Below are 24,647 nucleotides of genomic sequence, written 5' to 3'. Positions count from 1 at the left end.
TGAAAAAGCCAGCCCTATAGTGACGGCACCTTAGCCGTGGGACGTCGTCATGATCACCTTGGGCAGCGCCGCTTACTGGCGGGCCACCTGGGCCCTGAGCCTGGGTTCCCTGCTGATCTTCTTCAACCTCTACGTGACCCAGCCGCTGCTGCCGCTGCTGGCCCAGCGTTTCTCGCTGTCGCCGCTGGCGGCCAGCTGGGCCTTCAACATCACTCCGGCGGCCATGGCCTGCTCGCTGCTCTGTTACGGGCCCCTCTCCGACGCCCTGGGCCGGCGCGGCATCATGCTGGTGACCATGAGCGGCGTCTGTCTTTGCACCCTGGCCCTGTCCCAGGCGGACAGCTACCCGGTGCTGCTGGCGCTGCGGGCCCTGCAGGGGCTGCTGCTGGGGGGACTACCGGCCATCGCCATCGCCTATATGAACGACGAGTTCGAACAGCCGGCGCTGGTGACGGCGGTGGGCCTCTATATAGGCGCCAACAGCCTGGGCGGCATAGGGGGGCGGCTGATCGGCGGCGGCCTGGGGGGCTGGCTGGGCTGGTCGGATACCCTGCTGGTGCTGGGGGCCCTGAGCCTGGCGTTGCTGGCGGTGTTCTGGCGGCTGCTGCCGCCGTCCCGGGGTTTCGTGGCCAAGCCGCTGGCGGCCAAGGCCATGGCGGCGGGGCTGCTGGGGCACCTGGGGCGGCCGGTGCTGCTGGCCAGCTACCTTATCGGCGGCCTCAACTTCATGGTGTTCGTCAACCAGTACAGCATGGCCACCTTCCGCCTGGCCGAGGCGCCCTACGGGTTGCCGCCCAGCCTGCTGGGGCTGCTGTTCCTGACCTACCTGAGCGGCACCCTGGCCTCGACCCTGTCCGGTCCCCTGGCCCGGCGCTGGGGCCAGCCCGGGGCCATGATGGCCGGCATAGGCCTGATGATGGCGGGCAGCCTGGTGACCCTGGCCGCGCCCCTGGCGCTGATCGTGCTGGGCTTTTTGCTCAGCGCCTTCGGCTTCTTCCTCTGCCATGCCAACGCCAGCAGCTGGGTGAGCCGCCAGGCCCAAGGCGCCAAGGCCAGTGCCTCGTCCCTGTATTTGGTGTTCTATTATCTCGGCGCCAGCACCGGCAGCCTCTACCTGACCCCTTTCTGGCAGGGCTGGGGCTGGCCCGGGGTGGTGGCGGCGTCGCTGGCGGTGTGCCTGGTGACCCTGGCGCTGGCGGCCCGGCTCCGGGAGCCGGCGCCTGTGGCGGTCAGGGCTTGAGCCGGTAGAAGGCCAGCAGCCTGGGCAGGTTGAGGCCGTTGTCGGCGGGTTCCGGGAAGGCGGCGCTGGCGGGATCCCTGGCCACCAGGGCCAGGTACTGGCGCTGGGCCTCTTTTTCCAGGCGCAGCTCCATGGTCTTGAGTTCGGCGTAGCCGTCCTTGTCCAGCTCGGCCTTCAGGGCCCGGCGCAGGCTCCTGAAGGGGTCAAGCAGCTGGGCCTGGAGGCGGCGGCTTTCGGCCAGCAGTGCCAGCCAGCTGGCCTGGCCCAGGTAGAGCTGTTCCTCGTCCAGCCAGGCGGCCAGCAGGTAGAGATTGACGTCCAGGCCATGGCTGTCCTGCCAGGCCAGCAGCTGCTTCTCATGGCGCGGATACTGCTGCAGGCAGTAGTCCCAGAAGGTCTCGCTCATTGGGCTTCCTCGGCAAAGGCCCTGTCCAGGGCCTCCAGCTCCTCGCTGATGTCCATCCATTCAAGCTCAGCCTCCTCCAGCGCCGCCCTGGCCTCGGCCTGTTGCTGGAGCAGCTGGGTGAGCTCGGCCTTGCGGGCGGCGTCGTAGAGGCCGGTGTCGCCCAGGCGCTGCTCCATGTCCGCCAGGGCCTGGCCGGCCCTGGCCATGGCCTGATCCAGCTTGTCCAGCCGGTTGCGCAGCGGCCTGGTCTTCTGGCGGTGCTCCGCCTCCAGGCGCTTGCGGTCCTTGCGGGACTGGGCGGAATGGGCCTTGGCCTCGGCCTGGTTGCCGGCGTTGGCCTGGCGCTCGCGGCTCAGGATCCACTGGTGGTAGTCGTCCAGGTCGCCCTCGAAGGGGCGTACGGCGCCGTCCAGCACGCACCAGAAGTCGTCGGTGGTGGTGCGCAGCAGGTGGCGGTCGTGGGAGACGATCACCATGGCGCCCTCGAAGCCCTGCAGGGCCAGGGTCAGGGCCTGGCGCATTTCCAGATCCAGGTGGTTGGTGGGCTCGTCCAGCAGCAGCAGGTTGGGGGCCTGCCAGACGATCAGCGCCAGGGCCAGGCGGGCCTTCTCGCCGCCGGAGAAGGGGCCTATGGCTTCCTTGGCCTTGTCGCCGCGAAAATCGAAGCGGCCCAGGAAGTCCCTGAGCTCCTGCTCGCGTTTTTCCGGGGCCAGGCGCTGCAGGTGCAGCAGCGGGCTGGCGCCGGCGTCCAGGTGTTCGAGCTGGTGCTGGGCGAAGTAGCCCACCTTCAGGCCCTGGGCCTGGACCACTTCGCCGGCCAGGGCCGGCAGCTCACCGGCCAGGAACTTGATCAGGGTGGACTTGCCGGCGCCGTTGGGGCCGAGCAGGCCGATACGCTGGCCGGGCTGCAGGCGCAGGCCGACGTTGCTGAGCAGCGGCCGATCGCCGTAGCCCAGGCTGACCTTGTCCACCGCCAGCAGCGGCGAGGGCAGGCTGTTGGCCTGGGGGAAGTCGAAGCTGAACGGCGAATCGATATGGGCCGGGGCCAGATCCTCCATGCGCTCCAGGGCCTTGATGCGGCTCTGGGCCTGCTTGGCCTTGCTGGCCTTGGCCTTGAACCTGTTGATGAAGCTTTCCAGGTGGGCGCGCTGGGCCTGCTGCTTCTCGTACAGCGCCTGCTGCTGGGCCAGCTTCTCGGCGCGCTGGCGCTCGAAGGCGGCATAGTTGCCGGCATAGAGGTGCAGCTGCTGCTGATGGACATGGGCGATATGGGTGACCACCTCGTCCAGGAAGTCCCGGTCGTGGGAGATCAGCACCAGGGTGCCGCGGTAGCCCTTGAGCCAGTCGGTGAGCCAGAACACCGCGTCCAGATCCAAGTGGTTGGTGGGTTCGTCCAGCAGCAGCAGGTCGGAGGGGCACATCAGCGCCTGGGCCAGGTTGAGGCGCATGCGCCAGCCGCCGGAGAAGGCCTTCACCGGCCGCTGCATCTGCTCGGCCCCGAAGCCGAGGCCATGCAGCAGTGCGCCGGCCCTGGCCTGGATGTCGTAGCTGCCGGCCTGTTCCAGCTCGGCCATGAGCCGGGCCATGGCATTGCCGTCGTCCCGCTGCTGGGCCTCGGCCAGCTGGGCCTCCAGCTGCCGGTAGCGGCGGTCGCCGTCGATGACATAGTCGAGGGCGGCCCTGTCCAGGGCCGGGGTCTCCTGGGCCACGGAGGCGATGACCCAGTCGCCGGGCAGGCTGAAGTCGCCGCCGTCCAGCTCCAGCTCGCCCTTGATGAGGGCAAAGAGGGTGGATTTGCCACAGCCGTTGGCGCCGATGAGGCCCAGGCGTTGCCCGGCATGGAGGCTGAGGTTGGCGCCGTCGAAGAGTTTGCGCCCGCCCCTGATCAATTGCAGGCCCTGAAGGTGTATCATTTGAGGTCTTTCTCGTCCCAGTTAGGGCGATCCTAAATGGCCGGGTTGGCCGGGAGCAAGCATGGCGAAGAAACGCTTTATCGCCGGGGCCGTCTGCCCCCAGTGCAAGGAGCAGGACGTGATCCAGCTCATTGCCGAAAACAATGTCGAGCGCATCCAGTGCGTGGCCTGCGGTTACAGCCAGACCCAGGAGCCGGAAGAAGTGAAGCAGGCCAGCCGGGAGGCCGAGCAGGTGATCGGCCTGTTCAAGCCGGAATAAGGCTCAGTAATGGGGAGGCGGGGTTTCCTCGTGCTCCCCGGCCACATGGCTGACCTGCACTTCCTTCATCTTCTGGGCCAGGTAGGCCATCTGCTGGCGCTGCTTTTCCACCAGCTGCTGCAGGGCTGCTATCTGATCCGACAGATCGTGGATGGTCGCGTCCTGGTAGGCCACCTTGGTCTCCAGGTATTCCAGTCTTTCGTTGATATCCGTCATCTTGCCTCCAGGGGCCAGGCTTCCAACAAGCCGGCGGAGCTTAGCGTGTAGAGCCTGTCGTTGGCAAAACCTATCCCATAGACAACGGCGCTGCGTGGCACCACCTTGCCAGCGACCCCTACCCGCTGGCGGCTGAGCTGGCTGCCGTCGGCCAGCCGCCACAGGGTCAGGGCCCGGCCCATGCCGCCCGTGGCCAGGTAGCTGTTGTCCGGTGAAAAGCGGGCAACGCTGAAGGTGTCCTGGCGGTCGTTGGTCTGCAGGGCGCTGACCCGTTCGCCGGTGGCCAGATCATAGATGTTGGCGTTGTGCATGGCGTCGGCGGCGAAGCCGAAGCGGCCGTCGCTGCTCAGGGCCACCTGGGTGACCCTGTTGGGAAAGTCGAACCGGCGCAGCACCTGGCCGCTCTGGCTGTCCCAGAGCAGGGCCCGGTAGTCGTTGCCGCCGCTCAGCAGGTAGCGGCCGTTGGCGGACATGGCGATGGCGTTGATCTTCTCGGAGTGGCCGAGAAACTCCAGGCGCCGGCCTGTGCCCAGGTTGATGTGCACCACCACGCCGTCGGCGCGGCCGTAGGCGATGAAGTTGCCGCCGTTGGAGACGGCCACGTCGCGGATGCTCCTGTCCTGGCTGGTGTCGGGCTCGTCGACCCGGGGCGCGCCGGTGCGTTCACCCGTGTGCCAATAGCCCAGGTTTTGGCCGTCGCTGGTGCGCCACAGGGCCAGCCTGTTCTGGTCGGCGGTAACCAGGTAATCGCCGTTTTCCGACAACTTCACGTGCACCACCGGCAGGCCCATGGCCGGCAGCCGTTCGTCCGGGGTCCAGCCGTCGCGCTCGAGATCGCTTGCGCTCAGTTCCCTGGGGTTCATCACCAGCCGGTACAGGGGCGCCGCCCTGTCCAGATCCCACACCACTATGCCTTCCGGATCGCCGCTGATGGCGGCCAGGCGGCCGTCCTGGCTGAAATCGCCGTCATAGGCGCCGTTACCGGTCAGGGCCCAGCGTGCCAGGGGTTCGGGGGCGGGCTGGCAGGCGGTCAGGACCGAGGTCAGCAGGGAAATAAACAGAATGCGCAACATGGATTTAATAGTGGTGACTTTTGCGTTTAGTATAAGGACTTTGAGCGTACTGGCGAGACAACAAGGTGCGCCATTATTCAAACCACAAGGAGATGCGCATGAAACCCTGGTTCAAGCTGGCGGTGATCCCGGCCCTGGTACTGGCCGCCACCGCCTGTCAGCAGAAAGAGCCTGAAGTGAAGCTGGAGGACGACCAGTCCAAGCAGGCCTACGCCATTGGCGCCAGTGTTGCCGAATACATCAGCAAATCCCTGGCCAAGCAGGAAGAGCTGGGCATCAAGCTGGACAAGAACATCGTCGTCGCCGGTTTCAAGGACGGCATCCATGGCCAGGCCAAGCTGGACCAGGAGGCCATGACCGCCGTACTGCAGGCCCTGGACAAGCAGGCCGTTGAAGCCTCCCAGGCCAAGGCCGAGGCCGACGCCGAAGCCAACAAGGTCGCCGGCGTCAAGTTCCTGGAAGAGAACGGCAAGCGTGAAGGCGTGGTGACCACCGAGTCCGGCCTGCAGTATGAAGTGCTCCAGGAAGGCGAAGGCGCCAAGCCGGCCGCTACCGACCGTGTCCAGGTCCACTACGAGGGCACCCTGATCCCCGCCGCGGGCGAAGAGAAGGGCAAGGTCTTCGACAGCTCCTACGAGCGCGGCCAGCCGCTGACCTTCCCGCTGAACGGCGTGATCAGGGGCTGGACCGAAGGCGTGCAGCTGATGTCCGTGGGCTCCAAATACCGCTTCTTCATCCCGTCCGAGCTGGCCTACGGCGAGCGCGGTGCCGGCAGTGATATCGGCCCCCACTCCACCCTGATCTTCGAGGTGGAGCTGCTGGACATCGAGGGCCAGGAGAACGCTCAGGAAGCAGCCCCTGCCGAGGAAGGCCACCAGCACGAAGACGGCCACCAGCACTAAGGTACAAAAAACCCGGCCAGGCGCCGGGTTTTTTTATGCGGGTTGGGCCTGGTGGCTATAGAGGGTCTGGATCAGTCGGTCTTCCAGTTCGAAGCGCCGCTCCAGTACCTCGCCGAGCCGGCCCAGCTCCCTGCCCAGATCGAACAGCTGCTCCTCGGATTCGATTTCCGCGTACCTGTCGTTGAAGTCGAGGATGGCCTGGGTGGTCTCGGTGATCTTGGGATAAATCCTGTTGGCCAGGGCCAGGCTGTCGGGGCCGCGCTTTTCGCATTGGGAGACGATCTGCTCGAAGATCTCGAAGTGGCCGGCGGACAGGTAGTCCATCAGCAGCTCGCAGAAGCTTTCCAGTTGCGCCGTGTCCGGCAGCGGGGTCTGGCCGTTGGGGGCCTTGGCGGCCAGTTCGCAGAAGCAGACCAGCAGTTGTTGGCGTTCGGCGAACCAGCGGTCGATGGTGTCGCTGGCTCCGCCCCACAGCGCCTTGGCCTTTTCCAGTTGGGTGAGCATAGGCTGTCTCCCTTTTGTGAGCCTTATGGCGGTTACTGCTGCCACCCCCTTATGATGTAATGAAGTCTGGGGGCGGGATCAACCCTTTTCGGAGTCCGTGTGAACATGTCCGAGCTGTACCTATCAACATTCGCAATTGAACAGGCCGCCTGCTATCTGGTGGTCTGCCAGGACCGTATCTGGCTGGTGGAAGGGGAAGTGCCCCTGGCCAGCCGCGCCGAGCTGGGCCTGCCCGAGCCGGCGGAGCCGCTGCTGAGGGTGGGCGAGCACCAGGGCCTGCCGGCGCTGCTCTACCCATGGCCGGACGTCAACGACACGCCTGCCGGCGGCGAGTTCGTGTCGCTGCGCAGCCTGCTGGGCCAGGAACTGTTCCAGCTGGGCGGCCGGGCCCTGCAGCTGGCCCATTTCCAGCGCACCCACAGGTTCTGCGGCCAGTGCGGTGCCCGCACCCGCATGGTGCAGGAGGAAATCGCCGCCCATTGCGACCATTGCCAGCATCGGGCCTACCCCAGGCTGTCGCCCAGCATGATAGTGGCGGTGCGCCGGGGCAACAGGCTGCTGCTGGGGCGCTCGCCGCGCCATCCCGAGGGCCTGTTTTCGGTGCTGGCCGGCTTCGCCGAGCCCGGTGAATCCCTGGAGCAAACCGTGGCCCGTGAGGTCATGGAGGAGGTGTCGGTCAAGGTCCGCAACATCCGCTACCACTGTTCCCAGAACTGGCCCTTCCCCCATTCGATGATGGTGGGCTTCCTGGCCGACTACGACAGCGGCGAGATCCAGGTGGATCCCCTGGAGCTGGAGGAGGCGCGCTGGTTCGAGGTGGACCGGCTGCCGGACATCCCCCGGGAAGGCACCATTTCCCGGGTGCTGATCGACGCCATGGTGGCCGAGATAAAAGGGGATTGAAGCGACGCCGGCCAAGGGACTAGAATTGCAGCAACAAATGCAAATCATTCTCAGTTTCAATGCAGCGCATCAGCTTCCGCCTCCACCAATGCCTGGGCCTGTGCTCGGCCCTGGTGCTGTTCATCGTCGGCCTTACCGGCGCCCTATTGTCCTTCGAGGAGGAGATCCTCTCCGCCTTTGGTCGTGGCGGCCACAGCCTGGAGGTGCGGGAGCAGGTGCTGCCGGCCCCGGAGCTGTCCGCCAGGCTGTCGGCCTGGGCCCGGGACCATGACCAGCAGCTGGCCCGCCTCTACCTGTACCCGGACGAGCCGCAGCGCCCTGGCCAGGCGCTGCTGAAGGGCGAGGGCAGTTTCGGCTTCAAGGTCTTCGACCCCTACACCGGCGAGGTGCTGGGCGACAGGCCGTTGGCGGCCGACGTGCTCACCGTGGTGATGTTCGTGCACCGCTGGCTGCTGCTGCCGCGCTCGGTGGGCGGCACCATCACCGGCATCGCCAGCTTCATGGCGCTCTTTCTGATCATCACCGGCCTGATCCGCCGCGCCCCGGACCGGCTCGGCAACGTCCGCCAGTGGCTGGGCTGGCGCCGGGGCCTCAGGGGCCGCCAGGCGCTGTGGCAGTGGCACGCCGTCATAGGGACCTGGCTGGTGCTGCCGCTGCTGATCATGGCCATCACCGGTCCCTGGTTCTCCTTCGACTGGTACCGCAGCGGCCTCAAGGCCATGCTGGCCTCCCCCGCCGCCGAGCAGGCCGAGCTGGTCAGCAGCGGCAGGGAAGTGGATCAGCACAAGGTCTGGGCCAGCTTCCTTAAGGCCAAGCCAGATGGCGAATATGCCCTGTGGATGCTGCCCAAGAAGCCCGGTGCGCCGCTGACGGTGCGCTACCTGGAAGACGATGCCCCCCATCACCATGCCTATTCCAAGCTGAGCTTCGACGCCGCCACCGGGGTGCTGCTGCAGCACGAGAAGTTTTCCGATCTCAAGGGCGGCGATTACCTGCTGGCCAACATCTACGGCCTGCACACCGGCCAGTACTTCGGCCTGGCCGGCAAGCTGATCTGGCTGCTGGCCTCTCTGGCGGTGTGCTCCTTCGCCGTCACCGGCCTCTGGTTGTTCCTGAAGCGGCGCCGGCGCCCCAGGGCCGAGACGAACGGCGAGGCCCAGACCCTGGTGGCCTATGCCAGCCAGAGCGGTACCGCCGCCCATTGGGGCCAGCGGGCCCACCAGTGGCTGGCCGGCCAGGGCGTCAACAGCCACCTCAGATCCATGACCGAGCTGGCTCCGGCCCAGCTGGGCCAGTACCGCCAGGTGCTGCTCCTGGCCTCCACCTACGGCGAGGGCGAGCCGCCGGACGCGGTACGCGGCTTTGCCCAGCAGCTGGCCGAGGCCGAGCTGTCCCTGGGCGACACCCGGGTGGCGGTGCTGGCCTTTGGCGACAGCCAGTACCAGGCCTTCTGCGCCTTCGGCCACTGGCTGGCCGAGCGCGCCCAGCAGCTGGGCGCGGCCCTGCTGCTGCCGGTGCAGGAGGTGGACAGGGGCGCCGAGGGCGCCATCCGCCACTGGTTCCAGGGCCTGTCCGCCAGGCTCGGCCTGGACGGCGAACTGGCAGAGGCGCCCTGGCAGCAGGCGCTGGTGGTGGGCAACCACTGCCTCAATCCCGGCCAGCCACTGCGCACGGCCCATCACCTGCGCCTGGCCCTGCCCGGGGCCCGCCGCCGCTACCGGGCCGGCGATCTGCTGGAGGTGCTGCCGGTGCGCCATCCCAGCCAGTTGCAGCCCGAGTTGGCGGCCGTCGGCCTGGATCCCCACGCCCAGGTGCGCCTGGCCGGCCGCCGCCTGACCCTGGCCGAGGCCCTGGCCGGCCATCTGGAGTGGCAGGGCGAGACCGCCGCCAGCCCCCAGCAGCTGGTGGACCGCCTGCCGCCCCTGGCGCCGCGCAGCTATTCCCTGGCCTCCAGTCCCCTGGCCAAGGGCGACGAGCTGCACCTGCTGGTGCGAAGGCTCGTCAAGGACGACGGCCGCACCGGCCTGGCGTCGGGGCAGCTGGCGGCCATCAAGCCGGGGCAGCAGCTGCAGGTGCGGCTCAAGACGCATGCCGGCTTCCATGGCCCCGATAGCGACCGGCCGCTGGTGATGATCGGCGCCGGCACCGGCCTGGCCCCCTATATCGGCTTTCTGGCCGAGCGGGCCAGCCGCGCCAACCCGGGCCCGGCCTGGCTGCTGATGGGGGAGCGCCACCCGGACCAGGACGCCTACTTCGACGCCGAACTTCGGCAATGGCAGGCCAACGGCGTGCTCAGTCGCCTGGACAGGGCCTGGTCCAGGGGTGAACAGCCGGCCCATGTGCAGGACCTGGTGGTGGCCAACCTGGCCGAGCTCAAGGCCTGGCTGGACGACGGCGCCGTGCTCCATGTGTGCGGCAGCGCCACCACCCTGGGGCCGGCGGTGCACCAGGTGCTGGTCGAGGGCCTGGGCCAGCAGCGGCTCGACGAGCTGCAAGACCAGGGCCGCTACAAGCGTGACCTCTATTGATCGAAAACAGGCCAGGGCGGCGGTTAGCTGGTACAATGCGGCCGTTTTTTGATGCGAGAGACTGGATATGAGCGAGCTGAAGAACGACCGCTACCTCCGCGCCCTGCTGCGCCAGCCGGTGGACATGACCCCGGTGTGGATGATGCGCCAGGCCGGCCGTTACCTGCCCGAGTACAAGGCCACCCGCGCCGAGGCCGGCAGCTTCATGGATCTGTGCAAGAACGCCGAGCTGGCCTGCGAGGTCACGTTGCAGCCCCTGCGCCGCTTCCCCCTGGACGCCGCCATCCTGTTCTCCGACATCCTCACCATCCCCGATGCCATGGGCCTGGGCCTGTACTTCGAGACCGGCGAGGGCCCCCGCTTCGAGCGCCCCATCCAGTGCGCCGCCGACATCGACAGGCTGCCGGTGCCGGATCCGGAGGACGAGCTGGGCTACGTGATGAACGCGGTGCGCACCATACGCCGCGAGCTCAAGGGCGAAGTGCCGCTGATCGGCTTCTCCGGCAGCCCCTGGACCCTGGCCACCTACATGGTCGAGGGCGGCTCCACCAAGACCTTCGCCAAGGTCAAGAAGCTGATCTTCTCCGAGCCGGCCCTGGCCCACCAGCTGCTGGACAAGCTGGCCCAGTCCGTGACCAGCTACCTCAACGCCCAGATCAAGGCCGGCGCCCAGGCGGTGCAGATCTTCGACACCTGGGGCGGGGTGCTGTCCGGCCCGGCCTACCGCGAATTCTCCCTGCGTTACATGCAGCAGATCGTCGACGGCCTCATTCGCGACCACGACGGCCGCAGGGTACCTGTGGTGCTGTTCACCAAAGGCGGTGGCCTCTGGCTGGAAGACATCGCCGCCACCGGCTGTGACGCCGTGGGCCTGGACTGGACAGTGGACATGGCCGACGCCCGCCGCCGCATCGGCGACCAGGTGGCGTTGCAGGGCAACATGGATCCCTCCATGCTGTACGCGCCCAAGGCCGTGATCCGCGACGAAGTGGCCCGCATCCTGGCCGGCTTCGGTCATGGCTCCGGCCACGTCTTCAACCTGGGCCACGGCATCCACCCCGAGGTGGATCCGGAGCACGCCGGCGCCTTCATCGAGGCGGTGCACGAGCTGTCCCGCACCTATCACGCCGAGTAGGACTCGACGGCAGCATAAGAAAGGCCCCGCATCGCGGGGCCTTTTTCGTCTCAGAGCTGGGGCTGGAACAGCAGCCTGCCTTGCTGCACCGTCATGCGGATCGGCACCTGGCCGATCAGTGCCTGGCGGGGATCATTGGGATCCAGCTTGTAGACCGGCCTGTTGTCCAGCACCTGGTGCACCAGCTGCATCAGCTCGTCGGACAGCGGCTGCAGGTTGCCCTTGTAGCCCAGGGCCTCGGCGCTGGAGTCCAGCAGCCGCAGCTCCTTGAGGTAGATGGCCTGCTCGGCTGGCTCGTAGACGGGCCTGGCCTGCAGGCTCAGCTTCAGGTTCACCGGCAGCCTGGCCAGCCAGGCATCAACCCTGGCACCGCCGGCCACGCTCAGGCGCACCACGTCCTGGCCGTCCGGGCCTATGGTCACGTCCATCTCGTTCAGGTGCAGCGACACCTTGCTCTTGGCGGCATATCTGGCGTTGAGCTCGTCCAGCTTGTCGGCCAGGGCGCTTTCCACCATGGCGTCGGTGACGGCGTACTGGCTGAACTGGGCCAGCTGGGCGCAGCCGCCAAGGAAGAGGGCGGCGGCAAGGAACAGCAGTTTCTTCATGAGTTTGTCCTTGTGGTTTTGGCCCAGTTTACCAGCCGGGGCTGAGCCCTGCCTGACCGGGCTTGCCGCACGCGTTTTTCCCAGGCAGAATAAACATAAGTTTGCATTGCTAACAAAAGTTTGATGACCGAGCGAGAGCAGCAGATCCTGGATCTGATCCGCACCGACCCGCTGATCCCCCAGCAGCAGCTGGCGGATAGGCTGGGCATCAGCCGCAGCGCCGTGGCCGGCCACATCATGCACCTGACCCAGAAGGGCTACATCCAGGGCAAGGGCTACATACTGGCGCCGGAGCGCTTTGCCGCCGTGCTGGGCGGCGCCAACATGGATCTGGCCGGCCAGGCCGACGGGGAACTGCGCCTGCAGGACTCCAACCCGGGCCGGCTGAGCGCCTCGCCGGGCGGCGTGGCCCGCAACGTGGCCGAGAACCTGGCCCGGCTCGGCAGCCGGGTCGAGCTGATCAGCGCCCTGGGCCAGGACGACTGGGGTGAGCGGCTGATCCAGTCCTGCCGCCTGGCCGGTGTCGGCACCGAGCACTGCCTGCGCCTGGCCGGCCAGCGCAGCTCCACCTACCTGTCGCTGCATGACGCCGATGGCGAGATGCAGCTGGCCCTCAACGACATGGCCATTCTCGAGCGCCTGGACAGCCAGGCCCTGGAAGCCCGCGTCGGCCTGCTGGAGCGGGCCGGGCTCTGGGTGCTGGACGCCAACCTGGGCCCGGACGCCCTGTCCTGGCTGTTCTCCCGGGCCGGCAACAAGCCGGTGCTGGTGGATACCGTCTCCGCCGCCAAGGCGGCCCGCTTCAAGCCTTATCTTGGCCAGATCCACACCCTCAAGCCCAATCGCCTGGAGGCGGAGGTGCTGACCGGCCTGAACATCGCCGGCCCGGCCGAGGTGGAAAGGGCCGTGGCCGAACTGCACGGCGCCGGCGTGCAGCGGGTGCTGCTCAGCCTGGGCGCCGACGGCGCCTACGCCAGCGAATGCGGCCAGGGCTTCTGGCTCGACACCGTGCCGGTGCAGGTGGCCAATGTCACCGGCGCCGGCGACGCCGCCATGGCCGCCTTGGCCCATGGCCTGCTCAACGACCGGGACTGGCGGCAGAGCTGCGAGCTGGCCATGGCCGCCAGCGCCCTGGCCGCCAGTGCCGCCGATACCATTCACCCCCTGATGTCCGAAGCGGCCCTGGGCCGCGTCCTGGAGGAAAACCATGCATAACCATCTGGAAATCAATCCCGAAGTCCAAGCCGCCCTCAATGCCGGCCAGGCCGTGGTGGCCCTGGAGTCCACCATCATCTCCCACGGCATGCCCTTCCCCCAGAACGTGGAAACGGCCCTTAAGGTGGAGCAGGCGGTGCGCGACCAGGGCGCCGTGCCGGCCACCCTGGCCATCATGGACGGCAAGCTGAAGATCGGCCTCACCGAGGAGGAGATCACCCGCCTGGGCCAGGCCGGCCAGAGCGTGATCAAGACCAGCCGCCGCGACATCCCCTTCGTGGTGGCCAGCGGCAAGATGGGCGCCACCACCGTGGCCGGCACCATGATCCTGGCGGCCATGGCCGGCATCCGGGTGTTCGCCACCGGCGGCATCGGCGGCGTGCACCGTGGCGCCGAGACCAGCTTCGACATCTCCGCCGATCTCCAGGAGCTGGCCAACACCGACGTGGCCGTGGTCTGCGCCGGCGCCAAGTCCATCCTGGACTTGGGCCTGACCCGGGAATACCTGGAGACCCACGGCGTGCCGGTGATCGGCCACCAGACCGACAGCCTGCCGGCCTTCTACAGTCGCGAGTCCGACTTCGGCATCGACTACCGCCTGGACAGCGCCGAAGACATCGCCGCCGCCCTCAAGGCCAAGTGGCAGCTGGCCCTCAAGGGCGGGGTGGTGATCGCCAACCCCATCCCGGCCGAATACGCCATGGACAAGGCGGTCATAGACGGCGCCATAGAGCAGGCCCTGGCCGAGGCCGAGCAGCAGGGCGTGACCGGCAAGGCCTCCACCCCCTTCCTGCTGAAGCGGGTGGTGGAGCTGACCGGCGGCAGCTCCCTGGACGCCAACATCCAGCTGGTGCTCAACAACGCCCGCCTGGCCGGGCGGATCGCGGTGGCCTACGCCGCCTGATCAGAAAAGGCTCCCTCGGGAGCCTTTTTAGTGGGCCAGCAAGGCCTGGACCCTTTGCCTCAGTACCGGCAGCACCTCGGCCTCGAACCAGGGGTTGCGCCTCAGCCACAGCAGGTTGCGGGGGCTGGGGTGGGGCAGCGGGAAATACAGCGGCCCGAACTCCTGATGGTGGCGCACCGTCTCGGCCAGGGTCCGGTAGGGGCTATCCAGGTAGTATGCCTGGGCGTAGCGGCCCACCAGCAGCACCAGCTCCAGGTTCGGCATCTGTGCCAGCAGCTTCTGGTGCCAGGTGGGGGCGCATTCCGGGCGGGGCGGCAGATCGCCGCCCTTGCCCCGGCCCGGGTAGCAGAAGCCCATGGGCATGATGGCGATGCGGCCGGTGTCGTAGAACTGCTCCCGGTCCAGTTGCAGCCAGTCCCGCAGGCGATCGCCGGAGGGGTCGTTGAAGGGGATGCCGGTCTCGTGGACCCTGGTGCCCGGGGCCTGGCCGATGATCAGCAGCCGGGCGGTGGCGGAGGCCCGCACCACCGGTCTGGGGCCCAGGGGCAGCTGGGCCTCGCAGAGCCGGCAGCGGCTGATCTCCTGAAGCAGGGGGATCATCTTGTCTTTGGCCATGGCGGCGCAGCCTCGAAACACAAGCCAGAGCCCCAGCTTGGGGAATTTGTGGGGCCGATGCAATCCCCTGGAGCCGGCGACAAGAAAGGCGCCCGCGGGCGCCCTGGTCAGAACCGGCCCAGCTGGTAGTCGCGTATGGCCTGGTTGATCTCCTCCTGACTGTTCATCACGAAGGGGCCGTAGCGCACCACGGGCTCGTTCAGGGGCCGCCCGGCAATGAGCAGGGCCCGGCCACCTTCCGCCCCGGCGTCAAGGGTGACGACGTCGCCGTCCTCCAGTATGGCCATGTTGCCCGCGGCCACTTCTTCACCGGCCAGGTGCAGGGCGCCTTCGAAGACATTGACCAGGGCGTTGTGGCCCAGTGGCACCGGCACGCTCAGGGAGGCGCCCGGCGCCAGCTCGATGTCCAGGTACAGGGGCGCCAGGGAAACGCCGTCCACCGGGCCCGTGATCTCGCCATAGCGGCCGGCGATGACCTTGATGCGGCTGCCGTCCTCGCCGGTCACCACAGGGATCTCGGCGGCCTTGATGTCCTGGTAGCGGGGCGCCTTCATCTTCTCGGCCGCCGGCAGGTTCACCCACAGCTGGAAGCCGCGCATCAGGCCCTCCTCCTGCTCGGGCATCTCCGAGTGGATGATGCCGCGGCCGGCGGTCATCCACTGCACGTCGCCGGACGCCAGCAGGCCCTCGTTGCCCTGGTTGTCGCGGTGGCGCATGCGGCCGTTGAGCATGTAGGTGACGGTTTCGAAGCCCCGGTGGGGATGATCCGGGAAGCCGGCCAGGTAGTCGTCGGCCTGGGCCGAGCTGAACTCGTCCAGGAGCAGGAAGGGATCCAGCTCGGACACGCCATGGGTGCCGATCAGGCGCTTGAGCTTGACGCCGGCGCCGTCGCTGGTGGGTTGGCCCCGGACTATGGCGCGCAGGGCGCGCTCTTGCTGCTGAGTCATATGACCTCCTGAGAAAGCGGTTTTGCCACGGGACCCAGCTTATTTTTCTTCTGAATAGATAAAAAGCGTTAAAAATAGCCAGCTTCTTTCGTTTTCGTGCATGTTTTAGCGGCCGCCCTTGACCCGGCCCGTCAAGGGCGGGGCCGCCAGGGGAGGGCCGTCATGGCCGGGCAGGTCGCCGAGGCGGCCCTGCTGCCAGTCGTCCCTGGCCTGGACGATCTCGGCCTGGCTGCGAGCCACGAAGTTCCACCAGATCACCACATCCTCCTCGAAGGGAATACCGCCGATCAGCAGCAGCCGGCTGCCGGCCGCCAGGGCCAGGGGCAGCTCGGTAAGGCCCGGGCCCAGGTACAGCAGTTCCGCCTTGTCGAGCTGACCGCCGGGGTGGTGGCACTGGCCGTCGATGAGCAGCAGGCCGTGCTCGAAGCCGCCGTCCAGGGGCAGGGTCAGGGTGGTCTTGTCACTGGCCTGGATCTCGGCGCCCACCAGGGGCCAGTGGCAGCGGGCTTGGGACTGCAGCTCGCCGAGGCGGCCGGCAAAGCAGTGGATCCGTGCCGCTCCCTCCCGGCGCTGGGGCAGGGACTCGATGTGCTCGAAGCGCGGCGGCTGGTGGCGTTCGGCCTCCGGCAGGGCCAGCCACAGCTGGGCGCCGTGCAGGATCGCGCCGGCCGGGCTGGTGCTTTGCTCCGAGTGGACGATGCCCCTGCCCGCCGTCATCAGGTTGAGCTGGCCGGGCCGGATCTCCAGGTCGTTGCCCAGGCTGTCCCGGTGGCGGATGGCGCCCTCGAACAGCCAGGTCACCGTCTGCAGGCCGATATGGGGATGGGGGCCGACATTGATGGTCCTGGGACCCGTCGAGAGGGCGGGTCCCATATGATCCAGGAAACACCAGGGGCCGATCAGCCGCCTGTCACGGTGCGGCAGGGCCCGGGCTATGGTCAGGCCGCCGCCCAGGGTGGTGGCACGCAGGGGCAGCGACTGCTGTTCGGGGCAGTTCTGGTGGTGGGGACAGTCCAGCAACTGGGGGGCAAGGAGTTCGCTCATGTCGACATCCACTAAAAAGGCGCCCGCAGGCGCCTTGGTTCATTTCACGGTGATGGTGATCTTCTCTGACAGCACCGGCTTGTGGTGGGGCCTGTGCAGATGGTCACCCAGCAGCAGCTGCAGGCTGTGCTTGCCCGGCGGCAGGGTCAGGGTGGTTTCGGTCTGGCCGCCGCCAAAGTGCTTGACATGGTCGCTGGCCGGCAGCGGCATGGACATGTCCGGCAGCTCGTCCAGGTCGATGAGCAGGTGGTGGTGGCCGGTATTGGCCTTGTCGATGCCGGCCGGGGCCACGCCCATGCCCTTGAGGCCGAACTTGATGGTGAAGCTCTGGTCGACGACGGCGCCGTCCTGGGGGCTGATGAAATAGACGCTGGCCTGTTCGGGGGCCGGGGTGGCGGCCAGGGCCAGGGGGCTGGCCAGCAGGGCGGCGGTCAACAGCTTCTTCATGGGATCTCCTCGGGTCCTTGGATAAACATTGCAACCATAGAGCGGGGCCGGGGGCTGTGCAAGTCAGCCTTGGCCGTAGCTCTGGCCGTTGCCGGCCAGGTAGGCCTGCTCCTGGGGGCTGCTCTGGCGGCCCAGTATGCGGTTGCGGTGCGGGAAGCGGCCGAAACGGGCAATGATGTCCCGGTGCTCCCTGGCAAAGTGCAGCGAATTGTTCACCGCCTCCCTGGCCGCCTCGCTGGTGCAGCCGGCCAGCAGGCGTTCGACACATTGCACGCTCAGCTCCTGCAGGGCCAGGTTCTCGGCGTGCATCAGCGGCATGTAGAAGAAGCGCTTTTCGTCCAGGGCCAGTTCGTCATCCTGGCCCAGGCTCAGCCCTTCCTCCACCAGGGCCTGGGCCAGCTCGTCCTGGGCAAAGGCCCTGGGCGTGCCCCGCCAGATCTGGCGGCTGAACTGATCCAGCAGCAGCACCAGCGCCAGCCGCCCCCTGGGACTGTCCCGCCAGTGCTCCAGCTCGCCGGCGATGGCGTCGCGCAGCAGGGGCTCGAACAGCGTCTTGATTTCCAGGTCGAACCCGGGATCGAACTGGTACCAGCGCCGGGCGGCGGCCTTGCCGGCCATGCCCTGGTCATCCAGTTCCCCGAACCAGAAGTCCAGTATTTCTTGTTGTGCGTCCATCTGCATTGGTGCCCTGACACATTCTGTTAAATAATTGTGATTGAGTGTTAGGCGATTCTTCCCTAACATGCCCGCGTTTTGCCTCGGCCCGTGCCGACGGCAAACGTTTGACAGGAGGAACCCATGATCAGTCTCATCCTGGCGGCAGCCCTGAGTGCAGAACCCGTTGAGGTCCGTGTCTGTACACCCGTCAACCACTATGGCGAAAGACCTGCGACCCGGCAATGCCATAACAAGAAAGCCGAGCCCGCCCCCAAGGTCCTGAAAGCCAAGACCAAGGCCCCCAAGGCCTGAACAAGACCCACCTCAAAAAAGCCTCCCGCCGGGAGGCTTTTTTCTAGCCGTTGAAGACCAGTTCGGCAATGTATTCCCAGAGCTTGTCCATGAGACCTCCTTGGCTTTCCTTGAGCCTGGGCCACGGGGCCCATGGCGGCACTTTCGCCCTGGCGGTATATGTTGAATAGAAGGACAAGGAGGGCGCCATGGCCAACTGGCAGGAGAGTTTCAAGAAGCTGTGGGAGATGCCGCTGTACACCAGCGGCGAAACCCAGATCCACCTCAACCAGCTGGCCATCGCCGGCCTCATCGTGCTGGTGGGCATGTTCCTGGCAAGGCGCCTGACCCGGTTGATGGGCCGGCGCCTGGGTGGCCACATGACCCAGAGCGGGGCCTACGCCGTGGAGCGGCTGGCGTCCTATTTCCTCTATGCCCTGGTGCTGCTGGTGGCGCTGCCCTTTGCCGGCATTCCCATCACCATCTTCGCGGTGCTGGGCGGCGCCCTGGCCATAGGCGTCGGTTTCGGGGCCCAGAACCTGATCAACAACCTGATCTCGGGGCTGATCCTGCTTATCGAGCGTCCCATCCGCATCGGCGATACCGTGGAGCTGGAGCAGGCCACCGGCCTGGTGGAGGACATCGGCAACCGCTGCGTGCGTATCCTGCGGGCCGATGGCGTTCATGTGCTGGTGCCCAACTCGGAATTCCTGGAAAGGCGGGTGGTGAACTGGACCCTGGTGTCGTCCCAGGTGCGGGGCCGGGTCAGTGTCGGGGTCCAGTATGGCACCGACGTGGACAAGGTACGGGAGCTGATGCTGCAGGCCGCCGCCGATAATCCCGGCGTGGAAAAGGCGCCGGCGCCCGAGGTGCTGTTCGAGGAATTCGGCGACAACGCCCTGCAGTTCAGCCTGCTGTTCTGGGCCAAGGCCAAGACCCCCATGGAGCTCAGGCGGATACAGTCGGCACTGCGTTTCGTGCTGGACGAGCTGCTGGCCGAGGCCGGCATCACCATTGCCTTCCCGCAGATGGACATGCACCTGGATACGGCCAGGCCGCTCCGGGTGGAGATAAGCCGGACACAGGGCGGCTGAGGTTTAATCCTGGAGGAAGGCCAGCAGGATCAGCCGGCCCTCCCGGCTGGTGAGCAGATCCGCCGGCACCGCCTCCAGCTCGGGGTGCTGTTCGGTCAGCCAGAGGTAATGTTCGACATCGGCCTCCAGCTCCTGGCCGAGCCTTTCCAGCAGGGTCGGCATCTCTTCGAACACCTCCCCTTCGGCGACCATGAAGGCCGGATAGCGCAGCTCGCCGCCCCAGGCGATCTCCAGCAGGAAGCCGCCTTCGGCCAGTTGCTGGCAAAGGGCCTCGGCGCCCATGGTGGCCCGGCCCTTGAGCCTGGCCACCACCTGCTCGGCGCTCAGCAGCGGGTAGTCGCGCACCCGGGATTTCAGGGCCGAGACCTGCAGGTGCTGGGTGCGAATGGACATGGTGCGGCGGCTTTCCGGATGGTGCATGGGGCCTCCAGTGGTTTCAACACCAGTTTAGCCAAAGGCGCCCGTCAGTGAGGCACAGGCACCACCTCGCCGTTGGCGATCTCCCGCTCGATCACCTCGGCCAGGCTTTCCTTGTGGAACTTGACCCTGAGGGTACCGAAACCGAGCACCACCTCGGCATTGCGCGCCCGGTGCAGGTGGCGGCAGTCCAGATCCAGATGGGCATGGCGAGCCGCGAAGTCCGCCAGGCTTTCGTCCTTGGACAGCACCACTTCCACATGCTCGTAGCCCACCCGGCTCGCCTTGCCGGCCTTGGGGGCGCACAGCTCCAGCAGGGGAATGCTGAGCTGGTGCCAGGTCACGGGTTCGGCCAGCTCGAAGGTGGCAATGGCGCGGCCGCCGATCAGGCCCTCCACCAGCAGCTTGTTGTCCCTGGCCAGCTCGGCCTTGAGCCGCCGGTACTGCCGGTCGCTTTCGGCGTGGTAGCAGAGGTGATCCACCTGACGCCTGAGCAGGCAGACGTCGGCCTCGGCCAGCAGGTAGAAGATGCGGTTGAGAAAGGCGTCCAGGTCGCCGGGCAGCGCGTTCAGCATGGGCCACTCCCGTCAAAAAGGGGCCAGTTTGCCATGGTCCGGCACTGCGGCAGAAGGGGCCGCCGTGCTAGTCTTTGCATCATGGGGAAGCCGTCAGGACGACTTGGACATTTCATGCGCATCATACATACCTCGGATTGGCATCTGGGCCAGCATTTCATGGGCAAGAGCCGGGCGGCCGAACACAAGGCCTTCCTGGACTGGCTGCTGGAGCAGGTGGCCGAACACCGGGTCGACGCCGTCATTGTCGCCGGTGATGTTTTCGATACCGGCGCACCGCCAAGCTATGCCCGGGAACTCTACAACCAGTTTATCGTGCAAATGCAGGCCCAGGGGGCACGCCTGGTGATCCTGGGCGGCAACCATGACTCCGTGGCCACCCTGGGCGAGTCCAGGGAGCTGCTGGCCTGCCTGAACACCCAGGTGATCCCGGGCGGCCTCAGCGGCCCGGAGCAGCACCTGATCGAACTTGAGGATCGCCAGGGCCAGCCCGGGGCCCTGCTCTGCGCCATTCCCTTCCTGCGGGCCCGGGATCTGCTGGCCAGCGAAGCCGGCCAGAGCGGCCAGGACAAGCAGGCGGCCCTGACCCAGGCCATTGCCGACCGGTACCGGGCCGTCTTTGAACTGGCCCAGGCCAGGAACAAGGCCAGCCAGAACAAGCTGCCGATCCTGGCCACCGGCCACCTGACCACCGTCGGTGCCCGCAGTTCGGAGTCGGTGCGCGACATCTACATCGGCACCCTGGACGCCTTCCCGGCCTCGGCCTTCCCCGAGGCGGACTACATCGCCCTCGGCCACCTGCACAAGGCCCAGAAGGTGGCCGGCAGCGAGCACATCCGCTACTGCGGCTCGCCCATACCGCTCAGCTTCGACGAGGCCGGGCAGCAGAAACAGGTACTGCTGGTGGCGTTCGACCAGGGCGCCCTGCAGTCGGTCAGTGCCCTGGCGGTGCCGCTGTTCCAGCCATTGGCCAGCCTCAAGGGCGAGCTGGAGGCGCTGGGAGAGCAGATCCGCGCCCTGCCGCCGGGCAGCTGGCTGGAGGTGGAGGTGACCGGCCAGGACTACCTCAGCGATCTCCAGGCCAGGGTGCAGGCGCTCTGCGAAGGTATCGAGGTGGAGCTGCTGCGGGTGCGCCGCAGCCGCAGCGGCGAGCGCCAGCTGGCCGCCGAGGCAAAGGAAACCCTGGCTGACCTGAACCCCACCGAGGTGTTCGAGCGCCGCCTGGCGGCCGAGCAGCTGGAGCCGGCCCTGGCCGGCGAACTCAGGAGCCGATTCAGCACCGTGCTGTCCGAGCTGGAGAACGACGCATGAAGATCCTCAGCCTGCGCCTGAAGAACATCAATTCCCTGAAGGGGGAGTGGAAGCTGGATTTCACCCAGCCCCCCTTCGACGGCAGCGGCCTGTTCGCCATCACCGGTCCCACCGGGGCCGGCAAGACCACCCTGCTGGACGCCATCTGCCTGGCCCTGTACCACCAGACCCCCAGGCTCAGCGTCTCACCCACCGCCAACGAGCTGATGACCCGCCACACCGGCGACAGCCTGGCGGAGGTGGAGTTCGAGGTGAAGGGCCAGGGCTACCGGGCTTTCTGGAGCCAGCGCCGGGCCCGGGGCCGGGCCGACGGCAAGCTGCAGCCGCCCACGGTGGAGCTGGCCCGCCTGGATGGCGAGATCCTGGCCGACAAGGTCAAGGACAAGCTGGGCCTGGTGGCGGAACTCACCGGCCTGGATTTCGAGCGCTTCACCAAGTCCATGCTGCTGGCCCAGGGCGGCTTCGCCGCCTTCCTCAACGCCAACGCCAACGACAGGGCCGAGCTGCTGGAGGAGCTGACCGGCACCGAGATCTACGGCCGCATCTCCGAGCTGGTATTCGAGCACAGCCGTGCCGCCCGGCAGCAGCTGGAGCAGCAGCAGGCCAGGATAGAGGGCGTACAGGTGTTGGCCGAGCCGGAGCGCCAGGAACTTTCCGAGCGCTTGCAGGCCCTGACCGAGCAGGAGGCCCAGGCCCAGGCCGGGCAGCAGCGCCTGCAGGAGCAGAAGATCTGGCTGGACGGCCTGGCCCGGGCCAGGGAGCGCCGCACCCGGGCCGAGAGCCAGCGGCAACAGGCCGGCCAGGCCCTGGCCGAACAGCAGCCGGAGCTTGACCGGCTGGCGGCCAGCCAGCCGGCCGAGAGCCTGCGCCACCCCTTCGAACGCTGCCAGGAGCAGCGCCAGGCCCAGAATCAGGCCCAGGCCCAGCTGAGCGAGCTGGAAGAGCAGCAGCAGCAGGCCTGGCGGCAGCGCTTTGCCAGCCAATGGGCGGCGAGCCGGCTGGCCATGGCGGACCGGGAGGCCGCCCAGCAGGCCAGGCAGCAGCACCAGCAGCGACTTAAGGACCTCCAGGAGCAGTTGGCGCAGCGCCAGGGCGAGGCCAGGCTGGGAGAGCAGCTGCCGCTGTGGCGGGAGCGCTTCCACCAGCGGGAACGGTTGGTGCTCAACCAGGCCAAGACCAGCAAAGAGATCGGCGCCCTCAGGCGCAAGCTGGAGGCGCTGGCCCTGGAGGAAAAGCACAAGGGCCTGGAAAAGCGCGAACTGCTCAAGGAGGTGCAGAGCCGCCGCGAACACTACGACGCCCTGCACCAGCGCCTGGACAAGCTGCTGGTGGGGCGTGACGAGCAGGAGCTCAGGGCCCAGTGGCAACAGCTGCAGGAGACCCAGAGCGAGCTGGCCGAGTTCAAGGGGCTGCTGGCCAGGCTCCAGGAGATCCAGCAGGAACGCCAGGAGCAGGAACAGCGCCTGGATCGGCAGCAGCACGAGTGCCGGCAGCAACAACAGCAGCTGCAGCAGCTGCGGGACCAGTACCGGCAACTGGGCAGCCACCTGGAGGATCTGGACCGGCTCGTCGAGCAGGAACGGCAGATCAACGAACTCAAGGCCCACCGGGAGCGACTGCAGCCCGGTGAGCCCTGTCCCCTCTGTGGCGCCAAGGAGCATCCCGCGGTCAGCCAGTACCAGCAGATCCAGCTCACCGAAACCGAACGGCGCCGCCAACAGCTGAAGGAGCAGCAGGCCCAATGCCTGGCCGATGGCCAGGCCCAGGGCGAACTGGTATCCCGGCTGGAGGCGCAGCTGGAATCGACCCGGGAACGCCTGGCGCGTCTGGCGGAGCAGGCCAGCCCCCTGGAGCAGCAATGGCGGGCCCATTGCCGTTCGCTGTCCCTGTCCGACGAGCTGGACCAGGCCAGGCTGGAGGAAGAGCTGAGCAGCCGCCTGGTCCAGCACCAGCAGCTGGTCAGGGTGATAGGCCAGCTCGACCAGATCCGCGACGAGATCCAGCAATCCCTGCTGGAGCTCAGGGATGGCAAGCACCGCCTTGCCGAGCTGGAAGGGCAGCAGCGCTTTTTCGACGACAAGCGCCAGGATCTGGTGGAGCAGGAGCGGGTCCAGGAGACGCGCAGCCGGGAGCTGGCCGACGAGCTGGCCGCCCTGGATCAGGGCCTGGCCGACGAGCTGGCGGCCCAGGGCGAGACCCTGCCCAACCCGGACGATTTCCATGCCTGGTTGCAGCAGCGCCAGGCCAGGTGGAACGACTACCAGGAACTGCAGAAGCAGCTGCAGGCGCTGGAAAAGCAGGGCCCGGAACTGAACGCGGCGCTGGAAGGCGCCACGGCCAGGGCAGGGCAACTGGCCGACGAGCTGGCGATGCTGGAAAGCCGGCTGCCCCTGGCGCCGGCGGTGCTGGACGAGATCAGGGCCGCGCCGGTCGAGGGCGAGCTGGAGGCCTGCCTCCAGGCCGCCAACGAGGCCAGGACCCGGCTGGATACCCTGGCCGGCGAGCACAAGCGCCTGCAGCAGCTTTGTCGGGAGCAGGCCGACAAGTGCCGCCAGGCCGAACAGGACTGGCAACAGGCCCTGGCCGACAGCCCCTTTGCCGATGACGCCGCCTTCCAGGCCGCGCTGCTGGACAAGGCGGAGCGGAACCGGCTGGAGACCCTCAAGCACAGCCTGGACAAGGCCGTGCAGGAGGCCGAAGTACTGCTGGCCCAGGCCAGGGAGCAGCTGGCCGAGCTGGAGGCCGAGCCCAAGACCGAACTCGACGGGCCGCAGCTCGAGGCCGCCCTGGCCAGCCTGGGCGCCGAGCTCAAGGCGCTGGCGGAGCAGCAGGGCCAGATCCGGGAGCAGCTGCGCAGCGACGAGGAGCGCCGCCAGGGCCGCGAGGCTCTGCTGGCGGAGCTGGAGGCCCTTCGCCGCGACGCCGATCTCTGGGCGCACCTGGCCAGCCTGATCGGCTCGGCGGACGGCGCCAAGTTCCGCCGCTTCGCCCAGGGCCTGACCCTGGATCACCTGATCTACCTGGCCAACCAGCGCCTGGCTCAGCTCCACGGCCGCTACCAGCTGGGCCGCAAGGCCGGCGAGACCCTGGAGCTGGAGGTGATGGACACCTGGCAGGGCGATGTGGTGCGCGACACCAAGACCCTCAGCGGCGGCGAAAGCTTCCTGGTCAGCCTGGCCCTGGCCCTGGCGTTGTCGGATCTGGTCTCCCACAAGACCAGCATCGATTCGCTGTTCCTGGATGAGGGCTTCGGCACCCTGGATGCCGAGACCCTGGACACGGCCCTGGACGCCCTGGATACCCTCAATGCCTCCGGCAAGATGGTGGGGGTGATCAGCCACGTGGAAGCGCTCAAGGAGCGGATCCCGGTGCAGATCCAGGTGGAAAAGCAGACCGGCCTTGGGATCAGCCGCCTCGACGGCCGTTACCGGATCGCCGGTTGAAAA

Annotated in this window: 25 protein-coding genes; 12 read left to right on the top strand and 13 right to left on the bottom strand. The window is 67.4% G+C overall.

Going from position 1 to position 24,647, the window contains the following annotated elements; genetic code table 11:
• The first annotated feature begins 49 nt into the window (after positions 1-49).
• Positions 50-1,240, top strand: coding sequence for an MFS transporter (locus tag WDB71_RS13885; RefSeq protein ID WP_341502190.1), 1,191 nt, complete (start codon positions 50-52; stop codon positions 1,238-1,240).
• Here the strand turns inward: WDB71_RS13885 and WDB71_RS13880 are convergent.
• Positions 1,230-1,646: a TIGR02444 family protein gene (locus WDB71_RS13880; protein WP_341502189.1), complete on the bottom strand. Its 417-nt coding sequence runs from the start codon at positions 1,644-1,646 to the stop codon at positions 1,230-1,232. The two genes, WDB71_RS13885 and WDB71_RS13880, sit on opposite strands and share 11 nt — an antisense overlap.
• Positions 1,643-3,559 carry an ABC transporter ATP-binding protein gene (locus WDB71_RS13875; RefSeq protein ID WP_341502188.1) on the bottom strand — a complete coding sequence of 639 codons (1,917 nt, stop codon included), beginning with the start codon at positions 3,557-3,559 and terminating at the stop codon, positions 1,643-1,645. Before WDB71_RS13875 ends, WDB71_RS13880 begins: the two co-directional genes overlap by 4 nt.
• A gap of 61 nt (positions 3,560-3,620) precedes the next feature.
• Here WDB71_RS13875 and WDB71_RS13870 point away from each other — a divergent pair, with 61 nt between their 5' ends.
• Positions 3,621-3,818 (top strand): YheV family putative zinc ribbon protein, encoded by a 198-nt coding sequence (locus tag WDB71_RS13870; RefSeq protein WP_341502187.1) that lies wholly within the window; start codon positions 3,621-3,623, stop codon positions 3,816-3,818.
• Positions 3,819-3,821: 3 nt separating this feature from the next.
• Here WDB71_RS13870 and WDB71_RS13865 read toward each other — a convergent pair whose 3' ends face one another.
• Together WDB71_RS13865 and WDB71_RS13860 are read right to left on the bottom strand one after the other, a co-directional pair.
• Positions 3,822-4,034, bottom strand: coding sequence for a SlyX family protein (locus tag WDB71_RS13865; protein WP_341502186.1), 213 nt, complete (start codon positions 4,032-4,034; stop codon positions 3,822-3,824).
• Positions 4,031-5,104: a hypothetical protein gene (locus tag WDB71_RS13860; protein WP_341502185.1), complete on the bottom strand. Its 1,074-nt coding sequence runs from the start codon at positions 5,102-5,104 to the stop codon at positions 4,031-4,033. Before WDB71_RS13860 ends, WDB71_RS13865 begins: the two co-directional genes overlap by 4 nt.
• Positions 5,105-5,205: 101 nt before the next feature.
• Between WDB71_RS13860 and fkpA the strand changes: the two genes are divergently transcribed.
• A complete protein-coding gene (gene fkpA, locus WDB71_RS13855; protein ID WP_341502184.1) occupies positions 5,206-6,009 on the top strand; it encodes an FKBP-type peptidyl-prolyl cis-trans isomerase in 804 nt (267 codons plus the stop codon).
• A 33-nt stretch (positions 6,010-6,042) separates the two neighbouring features.
• Here fkpA and rsd read toward each other — a convergent pair whose 3' ends face one another.
• Positions 6,043-6,513, bottom strand: coding sequence for a sigma D regulator (gene rsd / locus WDB71_RS13850; protein WP_341502183.1), 471 nt, complete (start codon positions 6,511-6,513; stop codon positions 6,043-6,045).
• Between the two features lie 105 nt (positions 6,514-6,618).
• On the opposite strand from rsd, the gene nudC reads away from it, so the two are divergent.
• The 3 genes from nudC to hemE all read left to right on the top strand — a co-directional run bounded on the left by nudC (position 6,619) and on the right by hemE (position 11,079).
• A complete protein-coding gene (nudC, locus tag WDB71_RS13845; protein WP_341502182.1) occupies positions 6,619-7,416 on the top strand; it encodes an NAD(+) diphosphatase in 798 nt (265 codons plus the stop codon).
• 59 nt (positions 7,417-7,475) lie between these two features.
• Positions 7,476-9,944 carry a sulfite reductase flavoprotein subunit alpha gene (locus WDB71_RS13840; RefSeq protein WP_341502181.1) on the top strand — a complete coding sequence of 823 codons (2,469 nt, stop codon included), beginning with the start codon at positions 7,476-7,478 and terminating at the stop codon, positions 9,942-9,944.
• Positions 9,945-10,011: 67 nt separating this feature from the next.
• On the top strand, positions 10,012-11,079 hold the full coding sequence (hemE, locus tag WDB71_RS13835) for a uroporphyrinogen decarboxylase (protein WP_341502180.1): 1,068 nt from the start codon (positions 10,012-10,014) through the stop codon (positions 11,077-11,079).
• Positions 11,080-11,129: 50 nt separating this feature from the next.
• Here hemE and WDB71_RS13830 read toward each other — a convergent pair whose 3' ends face one another.
• Positions 11,130-11,684 (bottom strand): DUF1439 domain-containing protein, encoded by a 555-nt coding sequence (locus WDB71_RS13830; protein WP_341502179.1) that lies wholly within the window; start codon positions 11,682-11,684, stop codon positions 11,130-11,132.
• A 123-nt stretch (positions 11,685-11,807) separates the two neighbouring features.
• Between WDB71_RS13830 and WDB71_RS13825 the strand changes: the two genes are divergently transcribed.
• Together WDB71_RS13825 and WDB71_RS13820 are read left to right on the top strand one after the other, a co-directional pair.
• Positions 11,808-12,899, top strand: coding sequence for a PfkB family carbohydrate kinase (locus tag WDB71_RS13825; protein WP_341502178.1), 1,092 nt, complete (start codon positions 11,808-11,810; stop codon positions 12,897-12,899).
• Positions 12,892-13,803 (top strand): pseudouridine-5'-phosphate glycosidase, encoded by a 912-nt coding sequence (locus WDB71_RS13820; RefSeq protein ID WP_341502177.1) that lies wholly within the window; start codon positions 12,892-12,894, stop codon positions 13,801-13,803. Before WDB71_RS13825 ends, WDB71_RS13820 begins: the two co-directional genes overlap by 8 nt.
• A 27-nt stretch (positions 13,804-13,830) precedes the next feature.
• Here WDB71_RS13820 and WDB71_RS13815 read toward each other — a convergent pair whose 3' ends face one another.
• From WDB71_RS13815 to WDB71_RS13795, 5 genes are all read right to left on the bottom strand, one after another.
• Positions 13,831-14,418 carry a uracil-DNA glycosylase family protein gene (locus tag WDB71_RS13815; RefSeq protein WP_341502176.1) on the bottom strand — a complete coding sequence of 196 codons (588 nt, stop codon included), beginning with the start codon at positions 14,416-14,418 and terminating at the stop codon, positions 13,831-13,833.
• 107 nt (positions 14,419-14,525) lie between these two features.
• Positions 14,526-15,365: a pirin family protein gene (locus WDB71_RS13810; protein ID WP_341502175.1), complete on the bottom strand. Its 840-nt coding sequence runs from the start codon at positions 15,363-15,365 to the stop codon at positions 14,526-14,528.
• A 105-nt stretch (positions 15,366-15,470) separates the two neighbouring features.
• Positions 15,471-16,409, bottom strand: a complete 939-nt coding sequence (locus WDB71_RS13805) for a pirin family protein (RefSeq protein WP_341502174.1) — start codon at positions 16,407-16,409, stop codon at positions 15,471-15,473.
• A gap of 39 nt (positions 16,410-16,448) precedes the next feature.
• Positions 16,449-16,856 (bottom strand): DUF4399 domain-containing protein, encoded by a 408-nt coding sequence (locus WDB71_RS13800; protein WP_341502173.1) that lies wholly within the window; start codon positions 16,854-16,856, stop codon positions 16,449-16,451.
• Between the two features lie 63 nt (positions 16,857-16,919).
• On the bottom strand, positions 16,920-17,531 hold the full coding sequence (locus tag WDB71_RS13795; protein ID WP_341502172.1) for a DUF924 family protein: 612 nt from the start codon (positions 17,529-17,531) through the stop codon (positions 16,920-16,922).
• Between the two features lie 123 nt (positions 17,532-17,654).
• Between WDB71_RS13795 and WDB71_RS13790 the strand changes: the two genes are divergently transcribed.
• Entirely contained in the window at positions 17,655-17,825 is a 171-nt protein-coding gene (locus tag WDB71_RS13790; RefSeq protein ID WP_341502171.1) for a hypothetical protein, read from the top strand.
• Positions 17,826-18,013: 188 nt separating this feature from the next.
• A complete protein-coding gene (locus WDB71_RS13785; RefSeq protein WP_341502170.1) occupies positions 18,014-18,898 on the top strand; it encodes a mechanosensitive ion channel domain-containing protein in 885 nt (294 codons plus the stop codon).
• A gap of 3 nt (positions 18,899-18,901) precedes the next feature.
• Here the strand turns inward: WDB71_RS13785 and WDB71_RS13780 are convergent, their stop codons facing one another.
• Entirely contained in the window at positions 18,902-19,318 is a 417-nt protein-coding gene (locus WDB71_RS13780) for a hypothetical protein (RefSeq protein WP_341502169.1), read from the bottom strand.
• A gap of 44 nt (positions 19,319-19,362) precedes the next feature.
• On the bottom strand, positions 19,363-19,890 hold the full coding sequence (locus WDB71_RS13775) for a VOC family protein (RefSeq protein ID WP_341502168.1): 528 nt from the start codon (positions 19,888-19,890) through the stop codon (positions 19,363-19,365).
• A 114-nt stretch (positions 19,891-20,004) separates the two neighbouring features.
• Between WDB71_RS13775 and sbcD the strand changes: the two genes are divergently transcribed.
• Together sbcD and WDB71_RS13765 are read left to right on the top strand one after the other, a co-directional pair.
• Complete coding sequence (sbcD, locus tag WDB71_RS13770) at positions 20,005-21,201, top strand: exonuclease subunit SbcD (RefSeq protein WP_341502167.1); 1,197 nt, start codon at positions 20,005-20,007, stop codon at positions 21,199-21,201.
• A complete protein-coding gene (locus WDB71_RS13765) occupies positions 21,198-24,644 on the top strand; it encodes an AAA family ATPase (RefSeq protein ID WP_341502166.1) in 3,447 nt (1,148 codons plus the stop codon). Before sbcD ends, WDB71_RS13765 begins: the two co-directional genes overlap by 4 nt.
• The last annotated feature ends 3 nt before the right edge of the window (positions 24,645-24,647 follow it).

Origin of the sequence: Gallaecimonas sp. GXIMD4217, from assembly GCF_038087665.1 — a bacterium.
Classification (GTDB): Bacteria; Pseudomonadota; Gammaproteobacteria; order Enterobacterales; family Gallaecimonadaceae; genus Gallaecimonas.
This window is presented reverse-complemented; position numbering and strand designations above follow the sequence as displayed.

Excerpts from the sequence above, each read along its gene's own strand:
- hemE (WP_341502180.1), top strand. The coding sequence starts at position 10,012 with ATGAGCGAGCTGAAGAACGACCGCTACCTCCGCGCCCTGCTGCGCCAG.
- WDB71_RS13805 (WP_341502174.1), bottom strand. The coding sequence starts at position 16,409 with ATGAGCGAACTCCTTGCCCCCCAGTTGCTGGACTGTCCCCACCACCAG.
- WDB71_RS13775 (WP_341502168.1), bottom strand. The coding sequence starts at position 19,890 with ATGCTGAACGCGCTGCCCGGCGACCTGGACGCCTTTCTCAACCGCATC.
- WDB71_RS13820 (WP_341502177.1), top strand. The coding sequence starts at position 12,892 with ATGCATAACCATCTGGAAATCAATCCCGAAGTCCAAGCCGCCCTCAAT.
- rsd (WP_341502183.1), bottom strand. The coding sequence starts at position 6,513 with ATGCTCACCCAACTGGAAAAGGCCAAGGCGCTGTGGGGCGGAGCCAGC.
- WDB71_RS13830 (WP_341502179.1), bottom strand. The coding sequence starts at position 11,684 with ATGAAGAAACTGCTGTTCCTTGCCGCCGCCCTCTTCCTTGGCGGCTGC.
- WDB71_RS13785 (WP_341502170.1), top strand. The coding sequence starts at position 18,014 with ATGGCCAACTGGCAGGAGAGTTTCAAGAAGCTGTGGGAGATGCCGCTG.
- sbcD (WP_341502167.1), top strand. The coding sequence starts at position 20,005 with ATGCGCATCATACATACCTCGGATTGGCATCTGGGCCAGCATTTCATG.
- WDB71_RS13765 (WP_341502166.1), top strand. The coding sequence starts at position 21,198 with ATGAAGATCCTCAGCCTGCGCCTGAAGAACATCAATTCCCTGAAGGGG.
- nudC (WP_341502182.1), top strand. The coding sequence starts at position 6,619 with ATGTCCGAGCTGTACCTATCAACATTCGCAATTGAACAGGCCGCCTGC.
- WDB71_RS13875 (WP_341502188.1), bottom strand. The coding sequence starts at position 3,559 with ATGATACACCTTCAGGGCCTGCAATTGATCAGGGGCGGGCGCAAACTC.
- WDB71_RS13840 (WP_341502181.1), top strand. The coding sequence starts at position 7,476 with ATGCAGCGCATCAGCTTCCGCCTCCACCAATGCCTGGGCCTGTGCTCG.
- WDB71_RS13880 (WP_341502189.1), bottom strand. The coding sequence starts at position 1,646 with ATGAGCGAGACCTTCTGGGACTACTGCCTGCAGCAGTATCCGCGCCAT.
- WDB71_RS13870 (WP_341502187.1), top strand. The coding sequence starts at position 3,621 with ATGGCGAAGAAACGCTTTATCGCCGGGGCCGTCTGCCCCCAGTGCAAG.
- WDB71_RS13795 (WP_341502172.1), bottom strand. The coding sequence starts at position 17,531 with ATGGACGCACAACAAGAAATACTGGACTTCTGGTTCGGGGAACTGGAT.
- WDB71_RS13885 (WP_341502190.1), top strand. The coding sequence starts at position 50 with ATGATCACCTTGGGCAGCGCCGCTTACTGGCGGGCCACCTGGGCCCTG.
- WDB71_RS13800 (WP_341502173.1), bottom strand. The coding sequence starts at position 16,856 with ATGAAGAAGCTGTTGACCGCCGCCCTGCTGGCCAGCCCCCTGGCCCTG.
- WDB71_RS13810 (WP_341502175.1), bottom strand. The coding sequence starts at position 15,365 with ATGACTCAGCAGCAAGAGCGCGCCCTGCGCGCCATAGTCCGGGGCCAA.
- WDB71_RS13780 (WP_341502169.1), bottom strand. The coding sequence starts at position 19,318 with ATGCACCATCCGGAAAGCCGCCGCACCATGTCCATTCGCACCCAGCAC.
- WDB71_RS13825 (WP_341502178.1), top strand. The coding sequence starts at position 11,808 with ATGACCGAGCGAGAGCAGCAGATCCTGGATCTGATCCGCACCGACCCG.
- fkpA (WP_341502184.1), top strand. The coding sequence starts at position 5,206 with ATGAAACCCTGGTTCAAGCTGGCGGTGATCCCGGCCCTGGTACTGGCC.
- WDB71_RS13815 (WP_341502176.1), bottom strand. The coding sequence starts at position 14,418 with ATGGCCAAAGACAAGATGATCCCCCTGCTTCAGGAGATCAGCCGCTGC.
- WDB71_RS13790 (WP_341502171.1), top strand. The coding sequence starts at position 17,655 with ATGATCAGTCTCATCCTGGCGGCAGCCCTGAGTGCAGAACCCGTTGAG.
- WDB71_RS13865 (WP_341502186.1), bottom strand. The coding sequence starts at position 4,034 with ATGACGGATATCAACGAAAGACTGGAATACCTGGAGACCAAGGTGGCC.